Genomic DNA, 19,033 nt, shown 5'->3' on the forward strand with positions numbered 1-19,033 from the left:
AGGTTCAGGGTTTAGCCAGTGTGTATTTACCCCAAACATCGGTAGGCGTCGTCATGTCGCCCATTTGCCCGCCAAAGCCACCGCTCAAGCCAAAGCCTCCGCCATTTCCGTCCCCGCCACCCTGTCGTGCGTCGCCGCCCTGACGCCCGCCTTCACCACGGTTACGGCGACCGAACTGGATGCCATTGAGTTTGATATTGTAAGCGATCTCGGTAGCTTTATCTGCGTTTAGTTCGAGCAGATCAAGCGGCAATGCTAATTCATAAGAGAGCGTGCCATGAGCGTCGAAGCCGATCGATACTTTGATGCCATACGTATTATAAATGGATACCAGTGTGTCGGTCACTTCTTTAACACCTAAAACACTCAATTCCTTAGCGCCAGCCACAGTTTGCTTGTAGCCGGCCACCATTGCAGCAGTATCGGTAGCCCCGTTGCGTCCTCTGAAGCCACGCATGCCTCCCCGTCCACCCAATGGGTATTCGATCATGGCAGCATCCTTCTCTTTCTTTTTGCCGTCGCGATTGATGGTGAAGGTAAGTCCACCGTTCAAAAGCTTGCTAATAGTGGGCTGATCATCACAGCTGATGGCCAAATAAAGCTTGGTGGCATCATTGGCTAAGGTATAATGTAAGTTGGTGGCCCGGCTATGCACGGGTAGTGTTCCCCATTCGGTCAGCTTTCCATCTACCTTCACCCCGGCCGGTGCTTTTACACCTGCGTCCATGTCTTTACGCTGGGCCGTTGCCGACAGCGAGATGAAACAAAAGGCTGTGATGGATAATATAGCTCGGGTAAAAGCAGATCCGGTTGCGGGGCAGTTCATATGGCGGGATGTTGGTAAAGTGCTTGCGGTTATTGGTCGTGATAAGGTGATCAGGTCAATTATCCAAAAATACTTATCGCGTGGTCAACTGCTGAGTTGGGTGAGTAATAAATTGAATACAATACTCTATTTAAGTGATCTTGTTACACGATAAAAGCTGCAGAAAAGCCGGTCTATAAAAAAGGTTAAAAAAACGCCGGTTGAGTTTAAACCAAATGTGCTATTTTCCGTCCATTATAGGTTAAACACATCTATCAACCTTGAAAAAGCATCTACTACTCTTTTTTTCATTATTTATATTTTGTTCAGGCTTTGCCCAGGAAACGGTGGAGCGAACTCGAAAATTCACGGCAGACGTGGTCGAGAAGTACTCGGTATTGAAGACCAACGACACGGTAATGCATGGCACCTATGCGGCTTATATACGCAAAACGCTGGTGGCTGCGGGCCGTTACGATAATAATAAGAAGGTAGGCACCTGGACGTTCTTTGATGCGCAGGGCAAGTTATGCCAGCGCTTCAACTACGATCGGTCAGCTTTAATATATGAAGCACCGATCGACAGCCTGAGCGGCATTAGATACCTGGTAGATGATTCCCTAAAGAATGACCCTAAGTTCACCCGCCCGGTAAGGATCGGTGGGCGCTTTTACGGTTTTTTGAGCTACATCAATTTGGTACGTTTACCCAAGGCATACGCAGGTTTAAGCAATGAGACCGACCGCGTTTCAATGGAACTACTGATCAGTCCGGGTGGACGGCTGGCTGAGTTCAAGTTGCGGATCGGTTACGCCAATGTGCCCATGTCTGACGGTGACGAGATGCTAACCCTTAACACCAAGTTGCTGACCGACGAAGACAAAGTATTTTTACCGGCCACACTGAACGATCAACCTATCGGCATACGAATGATCATCCCCTGTTACTTTTACAAGTATGACGAGATAAGAATGAGATAACAAAAAAGGCCACCTAGATCAGGTGGCCCTTTTTGTGAATGTTGTGTGATCTTAGTGACCGTGATGGCCATCAGGGCCATGTGCATGACCGTGAGCCAGTTCTTCAGGATTAGCTGGACGAACGTTAATGATCTCGCCCTTGAAATGCAGTTCCTGACCAGCCATAGGGTGATTCAGATCAACGATCACCGAATCCTCTACTACTGATACCACCTGGCCCTGAAAACGGTTGCCCTGGTTATCCTGCAAAGGCAATATCGAACCTACCTCAGGCATATCCTGCCCCTGGAACATCTCTTTAGGCAAGTTGGCCACGGCTTCATCATTGTATTCGCCATAAGCATCTTCAGCGCTCAGTTTGAAGTCGAATTTATCGCCTGTGCTCAGTGTGCTCAGGTTATCTTCAAAACGTGGCAGCATCTGGCCGGCACCGTATAAAAAGGTAAGTGGTTGTTCTAACGTGGTGCTTTCAACTAAAGCTTCTGTGCCGTCTTCCTGGTTAACATACAGGTCGTAAGTTAACGAAACGACGTGTTGCGGTTCAATTTTCATCAGTTATCGATTTTAATTAAAAAGCTATTAAAGCTTTATTTGTTTGATTGCTTCCTCTACCGAGTGTACTGGCAGGCCACAGGTACGGTCCTTGCAAATGAAGAAACGCGTGTCATCAGCTACCCGATCTTGCAGTAAAGGTAAATTTTCTTGATCACCGCCCAATACTATTTTATTAGGAATATAGTGTCGTTCTATCTCCGCGCGTTGTTGCAAAGCCTCGTTGCCGGTTATGGCCACCTCATAAATACCGCTGATCTCTTCGAGCAAAAGCAGGCACCAGTTGGCGTACGACGAGCCGAACTTGACCATATGCGGCATCACATTACGCAGCAACTGTGCCGATATATCTTGGTAGCGCTGTTGTTCGAAGAACAGGCCCAGCTTTTTCAGTCCGCGAGCCATGACCGAGTTGGACGATGAGATCACCCCGTCCATGATCTCGGTCTTACGTGCTATCAGTTGCTCATCATCTACAGCCGTATAATAGAACATGCCTTCATTCTCATCATAATAATATTTGATCGCATTGTCGGCGAGTTTGCCGGCCACATCGAGCCACTGCTTGTCAAAGGTCACCTCATACAAAGCGATGAAAGCATCGATCAGATTGGCATAGTCGTCCAGAAAGGCGATCGGTCGCTCGGCCGAGGTCGCGATACCTTCTTTATAAATGCGATGGATACGATGATCAGCATTGATCAGTTGAGTGGTAATGAACTGAGCGCTCTTCAAGGCTAACTTTAAATAAGCGTCATCGGCAAATGCACGGTAGGCTTCGCAGATGCCTTTCAGCATCAAGCCGTTCCAAGAAGCCAATATTTTATTATCTAACCCCGGACGTATGCGCTGACTGCGGGCACCAAAAACATTCATTTTAGCCGATAATACGATGGTCTGCAATTCATCGGTGCGGAGGCCTAATTTTTCGGCTAATTCCTCGTCGGTATTGTTTCTGAACAGCACGTTGGTGTGCTCCTCTTCCCAGTTGCCATCGTCGGTAACGTTATAATAGATATTGAACAGCTCTGCATCATCCTCTAATATCTCTTCAATATCTTCTTTGGTAAAGGTGTAGAACTTCCCTTCTACCCCTTCGCTGTCCGCATCCAATGCAGAATAAAACCCAAATTCCGGCGAGGTTAGCTCCCGCTCCACAAAAGCCAGTGTTTCTTTGACCACCTGCTTATACAACGGGTCCTGGTCCCATACGTAAGCTTCAGCATAAAGGGCCGCCAGCTGACCATTATCATAAAGCATCTTCTCAAAGTGAGGTACGTGCCAACGTCCGTCTACCGAGTATCGGGCAAAGCCGCCACCTGTGTGATCGTAGATACCACCATAAGCCATCTTTTTTAATGTCAATTTGGCCAAACCGGCAATGGTTTCATCATTTCGTTCATGCGCATAGCGCATCAGAAACTGCCAGTTGTTTGGCATCGGGAATTTGGGAGCCCGGCCTAAGCCACCTTCTGTGCTGTCAAGGTACTTCTTCCACTTTTCTACTATGGCGTCAAGTTCTTCCATTTGATAGGCTTCACGGTGAGGCACCAGGTCTACCGTTTCGAATTGTTGCACACCTTCGGTAAGGCGCACGGCATACTCTATAGCTTCGTCGGGGCGGTTAGAGTAAAAGTCGGCCAGACTCATCAGGATATTCATCCAGTCGTGCTTTTGGTAATACGTACCGCCATAAATAGGCCGCTGGTCCGGTAAACAAACGCAGTTAAGCGGCCAGCCGCCGCGGTTGGTCATGAGTTGTACCGCGCTCATGTAGATCTGGTCAACGTCGGGGCGTTCCTCCCGATCTACCTTGATGCAAACAAAGTGCTCGTTCATCAGGGCAGCCACCTGATCATCCTCAAAGCTCTCGTGTTCCATCACATGGCACCAATGGCAAGCCGAATAGCCAATACTTACGATGATGAGCTTATTTTCATCTCGTGCCTTCTGCAAGGCCTCTGCCCCCCAAGGGTACCAATCGACCGGGTTGTTAGCATGTTGTAATAGGTATGGAGACGCTGAATTAGCCAAACGATTCATAGGATAGTATTTATTATACAAGCTTTCAAAGCTATCAATAACTACCTGAAAACAGCACAATGGTTTTGCTTACCAGGCTAAGCAACATCGGTATCTGTGTAAAACCTTTGGGCTTTATACTTTCTCATTCGGGCATAAACCTGTAATTTCGCATCTAAATAGAAAAGAGGAAAAGACTTGGATTACTTAAAGGGATTGAATCCGCAGCAGCGGGCAGCGGCCGAACAAACAGAAGGTCCGGTGATGATCATTGCCGGTGCCGGATCAGGCAAAACGCGCGTGATCACTTACCGCGTGGCGCACTTGATACACAAGGGTGTTGATCCCTTCAACATATTGGTACTTACTTTTACCAACAAGGCCGCAAAGGAGATGCGCGAGCGTATTAGTAACGTAGTGGGTACAGAGGCCAAGAATATATGGATGGGAACCTTCCACTCCGTATTTGCCAAGATATTGCGCGTAGAGGCCAGCAAGCTGGGCTACCCAAGCAACTTCACCATATACGATACCGACGATAGTAAGAGCGTTTTGCGTGCGGTGCTCAAGGAAATGAACCTTGATGACAAGCTTTATGCGCCAAATTATGTTTACAACCGTATATCGGCCGCCAAGAACAACCTTGTATCGTGGAACGAGTATCAGCAAAATGAGCAGATCCAGGCCGACGACCATTCCAATGGCCGCGGGCATTTAGGCAAAGTGTATGAAAATTATGCTAACCGCTGCTTCAGGGCCGGAGCCATGGACTTCGATGATCTTTTGTTCCAGACCAACCGCCTGCTAAAAGAACATACGGACGTACTGTACAAGTACCAGAACAAATTCAAATACTTGATGGTGGATGAGTATCAGGATACCAACTTTTCGCAGTACCTGATAGTGAAGAAACTGGCCGCTATCAATGAGAACTTATGCGTGGTGGGCGATGATGCGCAGAGTATCTACGCGTTCCGTGGGGCCAACATACAGAACATCCTCAACTTTGAAAAGGATTACCCTGATCTGAAGGTGTATAAGTTAGAGCAGAACTATCGTTCGACGCAGAACATCGTTAACGTGGCTAACAGCATCATCGCTAATAATAAGGAACAGCTCAAAAAGAACGTCTTTTCAGAAAAGGACCACGGCGATAAGATCAAAGTGACCCGCGCCTACAGTGATAACGAAGAAGGAAAGACGGTGGCTGAGGCCATTATGCAGGAGCGTGCGACCAAAGGTTTAAAATGGCACGACTTCGCTATTTTGTATCGGACCAATGCTCAGTCAAGGTCTATGGAGGAAGGTTTGCGTAAGCTGAACATTCCTTATAAGATCTATGGCGGCCTATCCTTTTATCAACGTAAAGAGATCAAAGACCTGATCGCCTATTTCAGGCTTACCTTCAACCCTAATGATGAAGAGGCATTGAAGCGTGTGATCAACTATCCTAAACGCGGCATAGGTGACACTTCGGTGGACCGGATCATTTTAACTGCCGGACAGAACGGGATCACGCCTTGGGAGGTGATCGTTGAGCCATCAAAATATCTCGACGGACGTACATCGGCCAACATCGGTGTATTCTCGACCATGATACAAAGCTTTCAGGTGGTTACCCAAACTATGTCGGCCTATGACGCCGCCTTGCACATCGCTCAGCACTCGGGTGTATTGAAAGATCTTTATGAAGATAAATCGGTAGAGGGATTGAACCGCTATGAGAACATCCAGGAGCTACTGAACGGTATCAAGGAATTCTCGGAACGAGAGGACATCGAGCAGCGTACACTGGACGTTTTCATGCAAGACGTGGCCTTGCTCACCAATGATGACAACGACAAGAACCCTAACGCGGATACCGTTTCGCTCATGACCATCCACTCCTCTAAAGGACTGGAGTTCGGCAATGTATTCGTGGTGGGCTTAGAGGAGAACCTATTTCCGTCACAAATGTCGCTCAACTCGCGCAGCGACCTGGAAGAAGAACGCCGTTTGTTCTACGTAGCTGTCACACGGGCCGAGAACAAATTGACCATCAGTTATGCTACGTCGCGTTTCAAATTTGGTACGCTGATCAATTGCGAGCCGAGCCGCTTTTTAGATGAGATAGACCCTCAGTACCTCGAGCTCGACTTCAAAGCTAAGCCGCAGAATGATAACCCGTTCTTTGAAGAGCGCAAATCTGCCTGGAGCCGCAATGCTAATCCCAACTCCGATACCTTTGCTAAACCCAAGCCGGCCCCTACCGTTAAGACCACATCATTATTGGCCAAAGCCCACGTACCCTCAGCAGGCTTTGCCCCTACTGATACCTCGAACCTGCAGGTGGGTATGGAAGTAGAGCATGAGCGTTTTGGCTATGGCAAAGTGATCAATCTGGAAGGGAACAAGCCAGATGTTAAGGCGACGATATTTTTTAAAGAGATCGGGCAAAAACAACTATTGTTAAAATTTGCCAAGTTAAGGGTGATACAATAACCTTTAGTACATATTATTAAGGCATCGCTTACACAAAGCGGTGCCTTTTTGTTTTTAGATAAGCGGATTAAGGGTGTTGGGATCTTAGCGATATAAATATGTCGACATATCATAATACGATAATAGTTTTCTATAATACCCCAATGTGTGTAAATTATTAACACATTGTTACCCATTTTCCGGGGAATAATTTCAACACCTTAACCACGATTATAGTAAGAATTAACTATACGGCACAGCAAATGCACTTTTTAAGTTATGGCATATGCTTTGAATCATGGAGTTACACCCTTTGCCCTAATTGGTGATAAACAACTTTTTATGAGCCCTATAATTAACAACAAAGCAGTAAATTCAGTTGGCAACAACATTCGTACTCTTCGCCATCAACGTGGTTGGAGCCAGGAGGATGTAGCTAACAGATTGGGGATATCTATCCCTGCATTTTCAAAGATCGAGACCGGCATCACCGATGTTAACTTGTCTCGATTAGAACAGATCGCCAATATCTATGATATCACGGTCGTACAATTACTTGGTTTAGGTTTGACCGAGACCGAGAAACAATACTCGAGCATGAACGCCGCTCAAAAGAAACTGACTGACCGTGAGGCCGAGATCGCCGAACTGCAACGTAAGGTCATCGAGCTTTACGAAGAACTGCACAACAAGAAAGCCGTTGCCATGTAAGTAAGCCGGAGGGTGTACTAACCCTGTCGACTTTTACTTACACCTTTAATTTCAGATCCCTCACATTTACCGCTTTATAACCTTTACCGCAAAACTGATCAAACCACGAGTTAATATCGTTTACCATTGATCAATTTTGCGGTAAATTTCAATTTTATCATCCCTACACGCTGTTTTGGAGTAATAATTGTACCCTTCGTATCAACTATATAATTGATATGACAAATTACCTGTTATCCATATCTGCGAACAGTACGGTCAAAAAAGGAACGATACATGATCCTGATACCAAACTTAAGGTAGCGGTAGTTGACCTGTTAAGATCAAAGTTCAAGCCCAGTAAAGGCGAATTAAGTTTTTACGTCACTGCAGGCAAAGAGACACTTGCCTTCGAGACCCAAGGCTATAGCAAACACCGCAAATTGCTGGTTTTGCAAATGGTAGCCTGGTATTGCGTTTATTTAGGCCTGTTGGAAGCACAGATACATTCCTCGTTGCCAATGCTTAAATTAGCTTAAGCGATAATTTGCTGATCAAAGCCCTGCGCGATCCGGGTTATGCAGCATATCGCTCATGTCTATGATATTGTCATCTATCTCCGACACACATTTGATCATCATCTGTATACATTCTTCCTGACTCACTAATCCTTCCCTTTCCAAATTCATGAGGCCTTTCAAGGTCGCTATTGGTCCCCTGATTTGGTGCGACAAGTGCGATGAATATTCGGCCAGCTTTTTATTCTTTAATTGAAGATCTAGCGTACGCTCATCAATGATCTCTTCCAAGTGATGGTTAATGCGGTCAAGGTTATCTTTCTGCGTTGAGATCTCGGCGTTAAGCAATTTTAGCTTCCGGTTGGTGGCAATGTTCCGTTTAACGTTATTAGTGAGCAATACTACCACCACAATAAGCAATGCCGCCAAAATGATACTGCCCACTGCAATGCTGATCTGATAACGGCGCTGCTCCTTCATTTGCTTGTTCTGCTGTTCCAGCATTTCCTGTTTATACCGAGCCTGGAACAAGCTTAGGGCTGCAGAGCTACGAGAACTATATTGTATGCTGTCTTGTCGATGAATAGCTTGCAAGTAAGTAAGCGCCTTCTCAAAGTTCTTACGCTTCAATTCCAGCATGTATGATTTAACATCAAATAAGCGAAGCAGCTTATCATTCTTCGACAATACAGCGTAAGCCTTGCCTTCCTGCAGGCACTTCTCGGCATTGACGTGGTCGTTAAGTGCGATATAAAGTTCGGCAAGTGAAACATCTATCTGAGCGATCGGAAGGTTAAGATCAAGGCTTTTTGCCGATTCTAGAGCTTCAAATAAGTACTGCCTCGATCGGTCATAATTACCGATAGTAAAATTGATAACACCCAGATTCTGTAGCAAGGTGACCTTGAGTTCCTGGTTACCTTGTTTGCTGATAATATCATAAGCCTTCTGGTAATGAGCCATCGACTTATTGAAGTTCGAATGCAACTGGTAAACGTTCCCGTAATTAAGATAGATAGATGCCAGGATATCGTCATTGTTAAGCCCCTTACTATTATAGAGGTCCATGGCATCATGTAAATATTCAAGACACTTATCGTGGTCGATCTCTAAATATAAACTGCTAATATTTAAGTATATTCTTACTTCACCTATACTATTTTTGGCTAGTTGGTAATTACTTAAAGCATTAAAGTAGTTCTCGATGGCCTTTTCGTTACGTCCGAGATAACGCTCACCTAAACCTTTGATGCGATAAGCATCAGCTATAAGCTTATGCTGTTGTAATTTTTTGGCAAGGGTAATAGCTTTATCTGCGTAACGTATGGTCTGGCTGGCATCTGAAAGCCTGACATCAAAGCCTTTCGCAATGTAATTGAGTACGGAAGTTGAATCCTGCTTTTCCTCAAAAGCCCTGTAGTACGCTGAAAGGCGAATAACAGAAAGCATTAAACACACGAAAACGAGGATCTTCTTCATTAGGGGTTTTACGATCACAGACGTCTAATGTTATAAAGATAGCAGATCGGCTGCCATAAGAGATTATTTTTTATTTTTTTTTGACGGGATAAAAACTTCTTTTACATTTGTATTGTTACTTTATATAAAACACATAAACACTTATATAAGATTTAATTATGAAAAAGATATTATACATAGCCGCCTTCATTTTATCTACAGGCGTTTTAAGCTCTTGCAGCAAGGAGAACGCCGTTGCGCCAACAAGCGTTACCAAAACATTAGCTACTACTGAAGAAGAAGATACCTTGGAGCCTGACGGCGGCCAATTAGGCACAGGTGATGGTGGTGTTGATCGTCCGCCGGTTAAAAAGCCTAAATAAATAATTGATCACTGGAGACGCATTCAGGTCGGTCAAATGATCCGACATCAAGGTCCGTGTATATCACATACACGGACCTTTTCAATTGTAAGCAAATAAGCGATGATCAATATTTATTGATCTATATTTGCTGCCTTGACCAAGTACTATGGAAACTATTAAGCAATACATTGATGCGAATAAGCAACGCCTGCTCGACGAGTTGTTCGAGTTGCTGCGTTTTCCGTCGGTCAGTGCCGACCCTAAATACAAAGGCGACGTATTGAACGCTGCCGACTATGTGGCCAGTAAACTGCGCGACGCAGGCGCCGATAATGTTGAAGTTTGCCAAACCGTAGGCTACCCGATCGTGTACGGCGAAAAGATCGTTGATCCATCTAAGCCTACCGTTCTGGTGTATGGCCATTATGACGTTCAGCCACCTGACCCCCTTGAGCTATGGGAAACCCCTCCGTTCGAGCCGACGGTAAGAGACGGTAAGATATACGCACGCGGCGCTTGTGATGATAAGGGTCAGTTCTATATGCATGTGAAGGCTTTTGAGTTGATGATGAACACTGATACGTTACCTTGCAACATAAAGTTCATGATCGAGGGCGAAGAAGAGGTAGGTTCGAACAATCTCGGGATCTTTGTTAAAGCCAATAAAGAACGTCTTAAAGCTGATGTAGTACTCATTTCTGACACTTCGATGCTGAGCATGGAGACGCCATCATTAGAGACCGGCCTGCGTGGGCTATCTTATCTGGAAGTGGAAGTAGTAGGACCTAATCGTGACCTGCACTCAGGCGTTTACGGTGGAGCGGTGGCTAACCCGGCTACTATACTGGCCAAAATGATCGCTTCGTTGCATGACGAGAACAACCATATTTCCATACCTGGCTTTTATGACGACGTGATCGAACTGACCGATGCAGAAAAAGATGCTTTGAACGCCGCACCTTATAGCGAGGATGAATACAAAAAAGACCTGGGTATAGAAGAAGTTTGGGGCGAGAAAGGCTATTCGACCTTTGAGCGTACTGGAACCCGTCCTACTTTAGAGGTGAACGGAATATGGAGCGGCTACATCGGCGAAGGCGCCAAGACCGTATTACCATCAAAAGCCAATGCCAAAATTTCGATGCGTTTGGTACCTAATCAGGGCTCTGACAAGATCACCCGACTGTTCACCGAGCATTTTGAGCGCATAGCTCCGCCTTATGTTAAGGTGAAAGTGACGCCTCACCACGGTGGTGAGCCGGTGGTAACCCCTACCGATAGCGTGGCTTACCGTGCAGCACAGCAAGCGATAACCGAATCGTTCGGTGTAGAGCCTATCCCAACACGTGGCGGTGGCAGTATCCCTATCGTGGCCTTGTTCGAGGCTGAGTTGGGCATCAAGACCGTGTTAATGGGATTTGGTTTGGATAGCGATGCGCTGCACTCACCGAACGAGAAATACGATATATTCAACTACTATAAAGGCATCGAGACCATTCCGTTATTCTACAAGCACTTTGCTGCTTTGAGTTAAGAGTTATGTTGATAAGGAGAACGCCGGTAGCAAAACTACCGGCGTTTCTTATTTTGAGGATATTCCTTGTAAATTGCCCCGCATATGATGCAGTGGGAAAAACTCATTTCGGCCAAACGTTGGGGTATCGATAACCAGGATGATAAGGATACTGACAAAGCGCGTTCCCAATTCCAAAAGGACTATGACCGGCTGATCTTCTCCTCACCCTTCAGGCGATTGCAGAACAAGACGCAGGTATTCCCGCTGCCAGGCAGTGTGTTCGTTCACAACCGGCTGACCCATAGCTTAGAAGTGGCAAGTGTAGGCCGCTCTTTAGGCACCATGTTCTACAACGAACTTAAAAAACAAGACCCTGAATTAGATAAACGCCTACCGCTGATCAGCGAGGTTGGCAATATGGTAGCAGCAGCCTGCTTGGCTCACGACATGGGTAACCCCGCTTTCGGTCATTCGGGTGAATCTGCCCTATCCCGCTATTTTACCGATGGCGACGGAAAAGCGTACCGCTCGCTCCTGACCGATGATCAGTGGCAGGACCTCACTCATTTTGAAGGTAATGCCAATGCCTTCCGTCTACTCACGCATCCCTTTGCTGGCAAAGGTAATGGCGCTTTTGCGCTTACCTATACCACGCTGGCCTCCATTGTCAAATACCCATGCGCTTCTGTAGCAGGGCATGTAAAAGGTAACATCCACCAAAAGAAGTACGGCTTTTTTCAGTCGGAACAAGACACCTTTCAAGCGATAGCCAATGAGTTGCAACTGATCCGGGCCAATGATGAGCCATTGATCCACAAGCGCCACCCACTGGTTTACCTTGTGGAAGCGGCTGATGACATTTGCTACAACATCATTGACTTAGAAGACGCCCACCGGTTAAAGATCCTGTCGTATGAAAAGATAAAAGAACTCCTCATGCCGATATGCAACAGCACCCGCATGGAAGCCTGGCTGGAGAGCGAGTTTGAAGATGAGGACGCCAAAGTAAGTATCCTTCGTGCCAAAGCGATCAATAACCTGATCGCCGCCTGTTCCACGATCTTCATGGATAATCAGGAAGACATATTGAAAGGCAATTTTAATTATGGCCTTACTGATGTTTTACCTGAGCCTTATGGTGAGGCCTGGAAGAGGATTGGTAAGATATCAGTAGAAAAAATATATAATTACGGCTCGGTGGTGCAGATCGAAGTGGCTGGTTACAAGGTGATGGCTGGTCTGCTGGAGGAGTTCATTCCTGCCGTGCTGGAGAACAATACACAGTATCACCAAAAATTGGTAAAGCTTATTCCTAAACAATTCATCAGCAACAGTACCGACCTTTATACTAAGATCCAAAGCGTGTTGGATTTTGTTTCGGGCATGACGGACCTGTACGCCGTGGAGATGTATCGTAATATTAAAGGGATATCATTCCCAGCCATACATTGATCAAGGAGGATCATTTACCGAAAAGACGTTCTGTCAGAGACCTTACCTCTACGTACACTCCATCACTCCTTACCTCAGTAGCATAAGTGCGTACATAGTCGTTTTGGCCTGTTGCACCACGGCCGGTCGAAAGGTCATAACGATATCGATGGAAGGGACAGACCACATGACTATTCTCGCACCAGCCCTGGCTCAGATCAGCGCCTGCATGCGGACAATCAGCCGCTAATGCGAACCATTGGCCATCGTGATACACCAGGCATATACTTTTACCGCCTGCGCTCACTCGCCACAAGCCAGATCCTTTTGTCGTAGTGTCGGCTACCTTGTACCACGCCATGATCAGTTATAGGTCCACTTGAAGGTTCATGATCGATGGGTCTTTTATCAGTTCGTCTATACTCGTTTGTAGGATCACCTGTTTACGATCTGCCGAGAGGATGGCCTTTTTATTGTCTACCTTCTTCACCGGTTTAGCAAAGTTGAGCACTACCTTGTAAGGCGTCTCTATTAGCATGGCCTTGGCCATAGCAAAAGTTGAACGGGTGCGTTTCAAAAAATTGTTAAACTTTTCTTTATCAATGATGCGGCAAAAGCGGTTAGAGGTCACCTGGTAGGTATAACAATCGTTACCCGCCATTAGCTGCTGAGCATTGAACATATTGTTCTTGACACCCTTTTCATTCAAGTAACCGTAATTGGCCATCTTCGACATTTGTTGCAGATAGAATTCTAATCCGGATGGGCTGTCTGCCTCATGCCGTATGCTCACCTTCATCAGGTCTTGCTTTAAATTCATATTCACGGCCAGATCACTGCTTTTAGCCAAACGCATCTCCTGAACGCTCATTTTTTGCTGCGTACTGTCGGGCAGTGCACCGTATAGGTTCATGACCGTATCTTTAGCCATGGCAAATTGAGGAGTTGCCGTAAGCGAATCAGACAACAAATTATGGAGAATAGCTACCGCCCGGCTCATGTCAAAATCATAAACCACCTCGCAGGTACCGTTCGGTCTGAAGTTATATCGCTCCACTATATCCACGCACGAATTGAGCGTAAAGGCGAGCGCAACTATAATGAAAATGTAAAGTTTTTTCATATAACTCATTCATAGGTAATTATACAAATATATAATGAAGGCTTGAAGTTTTTAAAAATATTGATCCGCCCCTTATTTTGTATATTTGCCAATTCATCATGGCACATCATATACCAGAGAATGGCACAATGCTTCCTTTAATGGAAGATTTTTACACCATACAAGGCGAGGGTTACAATAGCGGGAAAGCGGCCTATTTTATCAGGCTCGGCGGCTGCGATGTGGGTTGCCATTGGTGTGATGTGAAGGAAAGCTGGGATGCCGAATTACACCCCCTTACCGCTACCGACGCCATCGTTCAGAACGCGCTAAAATACCCTTCAAAAAATGTCGTGGTCACCGGTGGTGAGCCACTTATCTATAACCTTGACTACCTGACCGATCAACTGCATACGAACGGAATCAAGACGTTCATAGAGACCTCAGGAGCTTATCCGCTATCAGGTCAATGGGACTGGATCTGCCTTTCGCCAAAAAAGTTCAAAGCGCCTACGCCGGATGTGAGCGCTTTTGCACATGAACTTAAGGTGATCGTGTTCAATAAGTCCGACTTTGCCTGGGCCGAAGAGCATGCTAAGCGCGTATCGCCCAACTGCAAGCTATTCCTTCAACCCGAATGGTCAAAGCATGCCGAAATGACCCCGCTGATCGTTGATTATGTGATGGCCAATCCGCAATGGGAGGTTTCGCTGCAAACGCATAAATACATGAACATTCCGTAACAAAGCCGGCTAACTTTACGTAAAAGTCTTGTTATGCGGTGTCGTTTCTTTTACCTATTGCTGTTAACAGGCTTCTCTGCCATCGCCCAGAACCGGGAGTATACCTCGCATAATAGCGCGGCGGTCTCCTATTACCAAAAAGCGAATGGTTTTTTGGACAGACAAGATCGTGCTAACGCGATAGTACAATTAAAGAATGCGCTGTCTGTCGACAGCAACTTTATTGAGGCCAACATTCAGCTGGCCGATATGTATCGTAGTTTGCAGCAGCCTAAAGCTGCAGTTCCGCATTACCGCAAGGCACTTGACCTGAACCCAAACTTTGACCGGGGCGTCTATTTAAAACTCGGCGAAAGTGAGGTGAATATCGGGCAGTATAAACAAGCCCTCATTCATCTGGAGAAATTCATCACCTACCCTGACCTTACCGCCCAGAACCGTTTTTATGCACGCAAGCTCATTGCCGACTGCAATTTCAGCATCAACGCATTAGAACACCCGGTGCCTTTCAAGCCGGTGAACTTAGGACCCGAGATCAACTCGGCTAATGACGAATATCTTCCGGTCTCTACCGCCGACGAGCGCACGCTCATCTTCACCCGTAAGATCGCCAATAACGAGGACTTTTATAGAAGCATTAAACAAGCTGATAATAAGTGGAGCCGTGCAGCCTACTTAAGTAAACAGATCAATACTGCGGAGTACAATGAAGGCGCACAAGCGATATCACAGGACGGTAAATATCTTTTCTTTACAGGCTGTAACCGTCCCGACGGACAAGGACGCTGCGACATATATGTATCGCAACGCAAAGGCGATGATTGGAGTAAGCCCTTCAACCTGAGCGCGCCGATCAATAGCCCTGGCTGGGAGTCACAACCGTCCATCAGTGCCGATGGCCGCACCATTTACTTTGTGAGCAACCGAAAAGGTGGCTATGGAGGGTATGATATTTGGAAGTGTAGATTGGGTAACAAGGGCTGGTCTGACCCTGAGAATTTAGGCCCTAACGTGAACACGCCTTATGATGAGCAATCGCCTTTCATTCATCCCGATGACAGCACTTTATACTTTTGCTCCAACGGCTGGCCTGGATTAGGCAACAAGGACCTATTTGTGAGCAGGCTCAGTCATGCTGGGAAATGGCAAAAGCCTGATAACCTTGGGTATCCCATCAACTCCTACGGCGATGAGAACGGCATGAGCATTAGCACCAGTGGTAGCTACGCCTACTTTGCCTCCAATAGTTTGGGTGGTTACGGCGGGTTCGATATCTACATGTTCGAGTTACCTCCGGGTGCTCGTCCGCATGCCGTGACCTATGTGCAAGGTATGATCGTGGATGCTGTGACCAAACGCCCCTTGGAAGCCAATGTAGAGATCGTGGATCTGGCCACTAATATGCCGGTGTACCAAAACGCCACCACACATAACCAAGGCGACTTTTTAGCGACCTTGGTAACTGGGCGCAACTACGGGCTGACCATCTCAAAAAATGGTTACCTTTTCGCGTCCGAAAACTTTTCGCTCATAGGTCAGGAGGCTCATAAGCCTTTCAATATCGAAGTACCTTTGAACACTATCGAGGTCGGTCGGTCGGCTGTGTTAAAGAACATCTTTTTTGATATCAACCGGTATGACCTCAAACCCGAATCAAGGTCGGCGTTGCGCTACCTGATCGATTTTATGGCTATAAATCCAACTGTTAGCATCGAGATATCGGGCCATACCGATAACGTTGGTAATGACAAGATCAATCAGACACTATCAGAGAACCGCGCAAAGGCTGTTTACGACTACTTGGTGAACAACGGTGTGAATGCTGCCAAATTGAAATATAAAGGCTATGGCAAGCTACAACCAGTGGCAGCTAACAACAATGATGAGAATCGAGCTCGCAATCGCCGCACGGAGTTCAAGATCATTGCAAAATAGCCAGATCACTTGGCCTTTTCCACGTTGAACACTTGCTCTTGATATACCACTCCCCTGTTAGTGATACCTTGTACTATGACCTTGAAAGCATCTGTGATATCGCTGGTATAAAAGTTAACATGAGTAAGTTCATTCGCTTTTACCTTAAGCAGATATTTCCAATAAATGGTTGACACGTACTCGGGCGCTGAGGGATTGGCCACTGCGTAATCAGAACCATAGAACTCTTTGGCTATATATATGCCGGGTATGGTTTTGTTAGCCTCTTCCTTGCGCTTATCGGTCAAAATGCAACCTTGGTATAGGCGCCCCTGATAAACATGACCTAGTATTGGTGCCGAGCCCATGCCAGGGTGATTACGGCAATTCAAGATACCATACATGCAAACGTAATCACCGCACTCATTAGGGCCTGAATTTGGTCCATAAAGCGAGTTGTCTTTACGCGCGGATACGCCGACCGCTTTTAACTGTATGGTGCGCCCCAAGGTAGGCAGAACGAAATTATCGGTCTCAATAGTTGATAGTGGCCTTTCATAGCTTTGAGGGCGCCATTGATGAGCAAGTGTTTTGTTCAGCGCGACATAAGGGTCGTTGATAGTAAGCTGGTAAGACCTATCAGAGGTGGACAGAAATCTGATGGGCTTGTCCTGGGTGTTGATCAGCGACCGGTGATCAAGGTCGAAGTATCCCCGGCTATCCGTACTGAGCAACGAAGTAGATGAATCACGAAAGAGAATGATATTGCCCGGCTTTTTCAACGCCCTGCCATTGATGGTCAAGGTACCGTTGTAGGCAAGGGAGACGTTCTTTGATGCCGTATCAGCTGCCCTGGCATATAGAAGGTCGGGCCAGGTATACCGCCTCCAACCTTTGACCAGTAGTATTCGCTCCAGCACTTGCCTGTCTTGAGGAGCGTTACCAAGATAATGTTGCTTTAACGGCAGGTCGCCTATATCACTTTTCAAGTAAAAGTAGTTCTCGATATCGTTCTGCTTTTTGATCTCGATCCGGTTACTTTGCACGCAAGCCACTGATACCAGTGCCAGATCGGTACTATCACTCTTCATACCTAAGGCAAGGTCCACTTTTTCGCGTGTGTGGTATAGCTGCTTGTTGGTTTGGATAGTAAGATGCTGCTGATCACCATAATGTGCAAAGAACAGGCGTTCGGCAAAAGGGCGCCCGGTACTGTCGGTAAGCGTGACCTCGGCTATGCCGCGCGGCAGGTCATTCAGCGCGACCTGCACTTTGCGTGGTTTTAGCGCATCCACCCTCACGGGTACACAAAAAAATTCCTGCTGGTAATTGTGCACGTTCAGGTAAACCATTCCGTTGACACTGCTGCGCACATAAAGACCAAGCGTGTCATTCACGATGGAATTGACCAAGCTGATACCCATACCATTTGGCAAGGCATCAGGAAGCCGGTACACGGTATCCTTTTGCGAAATAGCCACCAGTTTCATGGTGTAACGATGTCCAGGGTTGGGTATCAATTTAAAGCTACCCAAGCCATAAGCATCAGTACTTAGGGTGTCGATCGGTTTACGGTCATCGAACAAGATACCTGAAACACGGAGAGGCTGGTTATTGTCGCCCAACGCCTCCCATCCTATCCTTGTTGGTATGTGCTCGATCAACTGGCCTCCTTCGGGATAGAACCGTACCTTGGCCATACCCCTGGGCCTTGGTAAGGGCATATACAGGTACTGACTGCTCTTCTTGGACCTGATCGTTGTCTTGACCATATTCTTGCCCGGCGGTACCGTTATGGTAGTTAGGCCTGCCTTGTCTGTAACGGTGCGCGCTTGTATCACCGCAGCATCATTGCCGGTAAGTAAATAGCTCACTTGTGCATTGGCCAACGGCAATAGGTCGTTCCCGTTGACCACCAGCTGAACATTGCGCGGCTTATTCGACGCACTTAAAGCGGTATCTTGTAATGAAAGTATGGCTTTGAAAGTAGGCGCGGTGGTGGTCCTAATGGTAATTGGCTGGGTGAACAACGCATCGGGTTTACCGTTCACCTGCCTATTGGTGTAAACCATGAACGTGTAATTACCAGGCGGAATGGTATCGCTCAGCAAGATGTTCCCAAAACCAACGCTGTTGTTCATCACGAACCGCTCTTGTACCGGTATCTCGTGGTCCACATCGTTCACCAAGCTAACCGACAGTGTGTGGTGGTCATCAGGCCTATCGCTGCTAAGCAGGTAGGCCGTGAACCAAACGTTCTCATTGTTGGTGTAAATGGTCTTATCAAAATGAACAAATAGTTTGGCGGAAGGTACCGTTCGCCGGTAAATGTCCATCTTGCGCTGAAGAGTATCCCACAGCCGTGTTGGATGTTGGCCCATGGCGTTGATACAGCACATCAGCATCATCAGTATACAGGCACCGGTGTACCAGTTTCGTTCACGCCATATCATAAAATTCAGGTAGAGGCAGAATGC

At 46.6% G+C, this 19,033-nt stretch carries 17 protein-coding genes; 10 read left to right on the forward strand and 7 right to left on the reverse strand.

The features are described 5' to 3' along the window. Nucleotides 1-4 precede the first annotated feature (4 nt). Nucleotides 5-727 carry a hypothetical protein gene (locus LLH06_RS11390; RefSeq protein ID WP_228169417.1) on the reverse strand — a complete coding sequence of 241 codons (723 nt, stop codon included), beginning with the start codon at nt 725-727 and terminating at the stop codon, nt 5-7. On the opposite strand from LLH06_RS11390, the gene LLH06_RS11395 reads away from it, so the two are divergent. Together LLH06_RS11395 and LLH06_RS11400 are read left to right on the forward strand one after the other, a co-directional pair. Next, entirely contained in the window at nt 726-980 is a 255-nt protein-coding gene (locus tag LLH06_RS11395; RefSeq protein WP_228169418.1) for a hypothetical protein, read from the forward strand. The genes LLH06_RS11390 and LLH06_RS11395 overlap by 2 nt on opposite strands. A 106-nt stretch (nt 981-1,086) precedes the next feature. Further along, nucleotides 1,087-1,785 carry a toxin-antitoxin system YwqK family antitoxin gene (locus LLH06_RS11400; RefSeq protein WP_228169419.1) on the forward strand — a complete coding sequence of 233 codons (699 nt, stop codon included), beginning with the start codon at nt 1,087-1,089 and terminating at the stop codon, nt 1,783-1,785. 51 nt (nt 1,786-1,836) lie between these two features. Here LLH06_RS11400 and LLH06_RS11405 read toward each other — a convergent pair whose 3' ends face one another. Both LLH06_RS11405 and LLH06_RS11410 read right to left on the reverse strand, forming a co-directional pair. Continuing rightward, nucleotides 1,837-2,337 carry an FKBP-type peptidyl-prolyl cis-trans isomerase gene (locus tag LLH06_RS11405; RefSeq protein WP_228169420.1) on the reverse strand — a complete coding sequence of 167 codons (501 nt, stop codon included), beginning with the start codon at nt 2,335-2,337 and terminating at the stop codon, nt 1,837-1,839. Between the two features lie 27 nt (nt 2,338-2,364). Further along, entirely contained in the window at nt 2,365-4,380 is a 2,016-nt protein-coding gene (locus LLH06_RS11410) for a thioredoxin domain-containing protein (protein ID WP_228169421.1), read from the reverse strand. Between the two features lie 177 nt (nt 4,381-4,557). On the opposite strand from LLH06_RS11410, the gene LLH06_RS11415 reads away from it, so the two are divergent. The 3 genes from LLH06_RS11415 to LLH06_RS11425 all read left to right on the forward strand — a co-directional run bounded on the left by LLH06_RS11415 (nt 4,558) and on the right by LLH06_RS11425 (nt 8,048). Continuing rightward, on the forward strand, nt 4,558-6,840 hold the full coding sequence (locus LLH06_RS11415; protein ID WP_228169422.1) for an ATP-dependent helicase: 2,283 nt from the start codon (nt 4,558-4,560) through the stop codon (nt 6,838-6,840). A gap of 321 nt (nt 6,841-7,161) precedes the next feature. Next, complete coding sequence (locus LLH06_RS11420; protein WP_228169423.1) at nt 7,162-7,530, forward strand: helix-turn-helix domain-containing protein; 369 nt, start codon at nt 7,162-7,164, stop codon at nt 7,528-7,530. 218 nt (nt 7,531-7,748) lie between these two features. Further along, nucleotides 7,749-8,048, forward strand: a complete 300-nt coding sequence (locus LLH06_RS11425; RefSeq protein WP_228169424.1) for a hypothetical protein — start codon at nt 7,749-7,751, stop codon at nt 8,046-8,048. Between the two features lie 15 nt (nt 8,049-8,063). Here LLH06_RS11425 and LLH06_RS11430 read toward each other — a convergent pair whose 3' ends face one another. Continuing rightward, the gene (locus LLH06_RS11430; protein WP_228169425.1) at nt 8,064-9,506 is read right to left on the reverse strand and encodes a tetratricopeptide repeat protein; all 1,443 of its coding nucleotides are present in this window, start codon (nt 9,504-9,506) and stop codon (nt 8,064-8,066) included. Nucleotides 9,507-9,664: 158 nt separating this feature from the next. Here LLH06_RS11430 and LLH06_RS11435 point away from each other — a divergent pair, with 158 nt between their 5' ends. The 3 genes from LLH06_RS11435 to LLH06_RS11445 all read left to right on the forward strand — a co-directional run bounded on the left by LLH06_RS11435 (nt 9,665) and on the right by LLH06_RS11445 (nt 12,818). Beyond that, a complete protein-coding gene (locus tag LLH06_RS11435; RefSeq protein WP_228169426.1) occupies nt 9,665-9,868 on the forward strand; it encodes a hypothetical protein in 204 nt (67 codons plus the stop codon). Between the two features lie 148 nt (nt 9,869-10,016). After that, on the forward strand, nt 10,017-11,384 hold the full coding sequence (locus LLH06_RS11440) for a dipeptidase (protein ID WP_228169427.1): 1,368 nt from the start codon (nt 10,017-10,019) through the stop codon (nt 11,382-11,384). 87 nt (nt 11,385-11,471) lie between these two features. Beyond that, nucleotides 11,472-12,818 (forward strand): deoxyguanosinetriphosphate triphosphohydrolase, encoded by a 1,347-nt coding sequence (locus tag LLH06_RS11445; RefSeq protein WP_228173286.1) that lies wholly within the window; start codon nt 11,472-11,474, stop codon nt 12,816-12,818. A 10-nt stretch (nt 12,819-12,828) separates the two neighbouring features. Here LLH06_RS11445 and LLH06_RS11450 read toward each other — a convergent pair whose 3' ends face one another. Together LLH06_RS11450 and LLH06_RS11455 are read right to left on the reverse strand one after the other, a co-directional pair. Next, nucleotides 12,829-13,158 carry a Rieske (2Fe-2S) protein gene (locus LLH06_RS11450; protein WP_228169428.1) on the reverse strand — a complete coding sequence of 110 codons (330 nt, stop codon included), beginning with the start codon at nt 13,156-13,158 and terminating at the stop codon, nt 12,829-12,831. 6 nt (nt 13,159-13,164) lie between these two features. Next, nucleotides 13,165-13,920 carry a hypothetical protein gene (locus LLH06_RS11455; protein WP_228169429.1) on the reverse strand — a complete coding sequence of 252 codons (756 nt, stop codon included), beginning with the start codon at nt 13,918-13,920 and terminating at the stop codon, nt 13,165-13,167. Nucleotides 13,921-14,018: 98 nt separating this feature from the next. Here LLH06_RS11455 and LLH06_RS11460 point away from each other — a divergent pair, with 98 nt between their 5' ends. Continuing rightward, nucleotides 14,019-14,642: a 7-carboxy-7-deazaguanine synthase QueE gene (locus LLH06_RS11460; RefSeq protein ID WP_228169430.1), complete on the forward strand. Its 624-nt coding sequence runs from the start codon at nt 14,019-14,021 to the stop codon at nt 14,640-14,642. Nucleotides 14,643-14,675: 33 nt separating this feature from the next. After that, nucleotides 14,676-16,577 (forward strand): OmpA family protein, encoded by a 1,902-nt coding sequence (locus tag LLH06_RS11465; protein ID WP_228169431.1) that lies wholly within the window; start codon nt 14,676-14,678, stop codon nt 16,575-16,577. Nucleotides 16,578-16,582: 5 nt separating this feature from the next. Here LLH06_RS11465 and LLH06_RS11470 read toward each other — a convergent pair whose 3' ends face one another. Next, a complete protein-coding gene (locus LLH06_RS11470; protein ID WP_228169432.1) occupies nt 16,583-19,009 on the reverse strand; it encodes a hypothetical protein in 2,427 nt (808 codons plus the stop codon). Nucleotides 19,010-19,033 lie beyond the last annotated feature (24 nt).

Origin of the sequence: Mucilaginibacter daejeonensis (assembly GCF_020783335.1) — a bacterium.
GTDB lineage: Bacteria > Bacteroidota > Bacteroidia > Sphingobacteriales > Sphingobacteriaceae > Mucilaginibacter > Mucilaginibacter daejeonensis.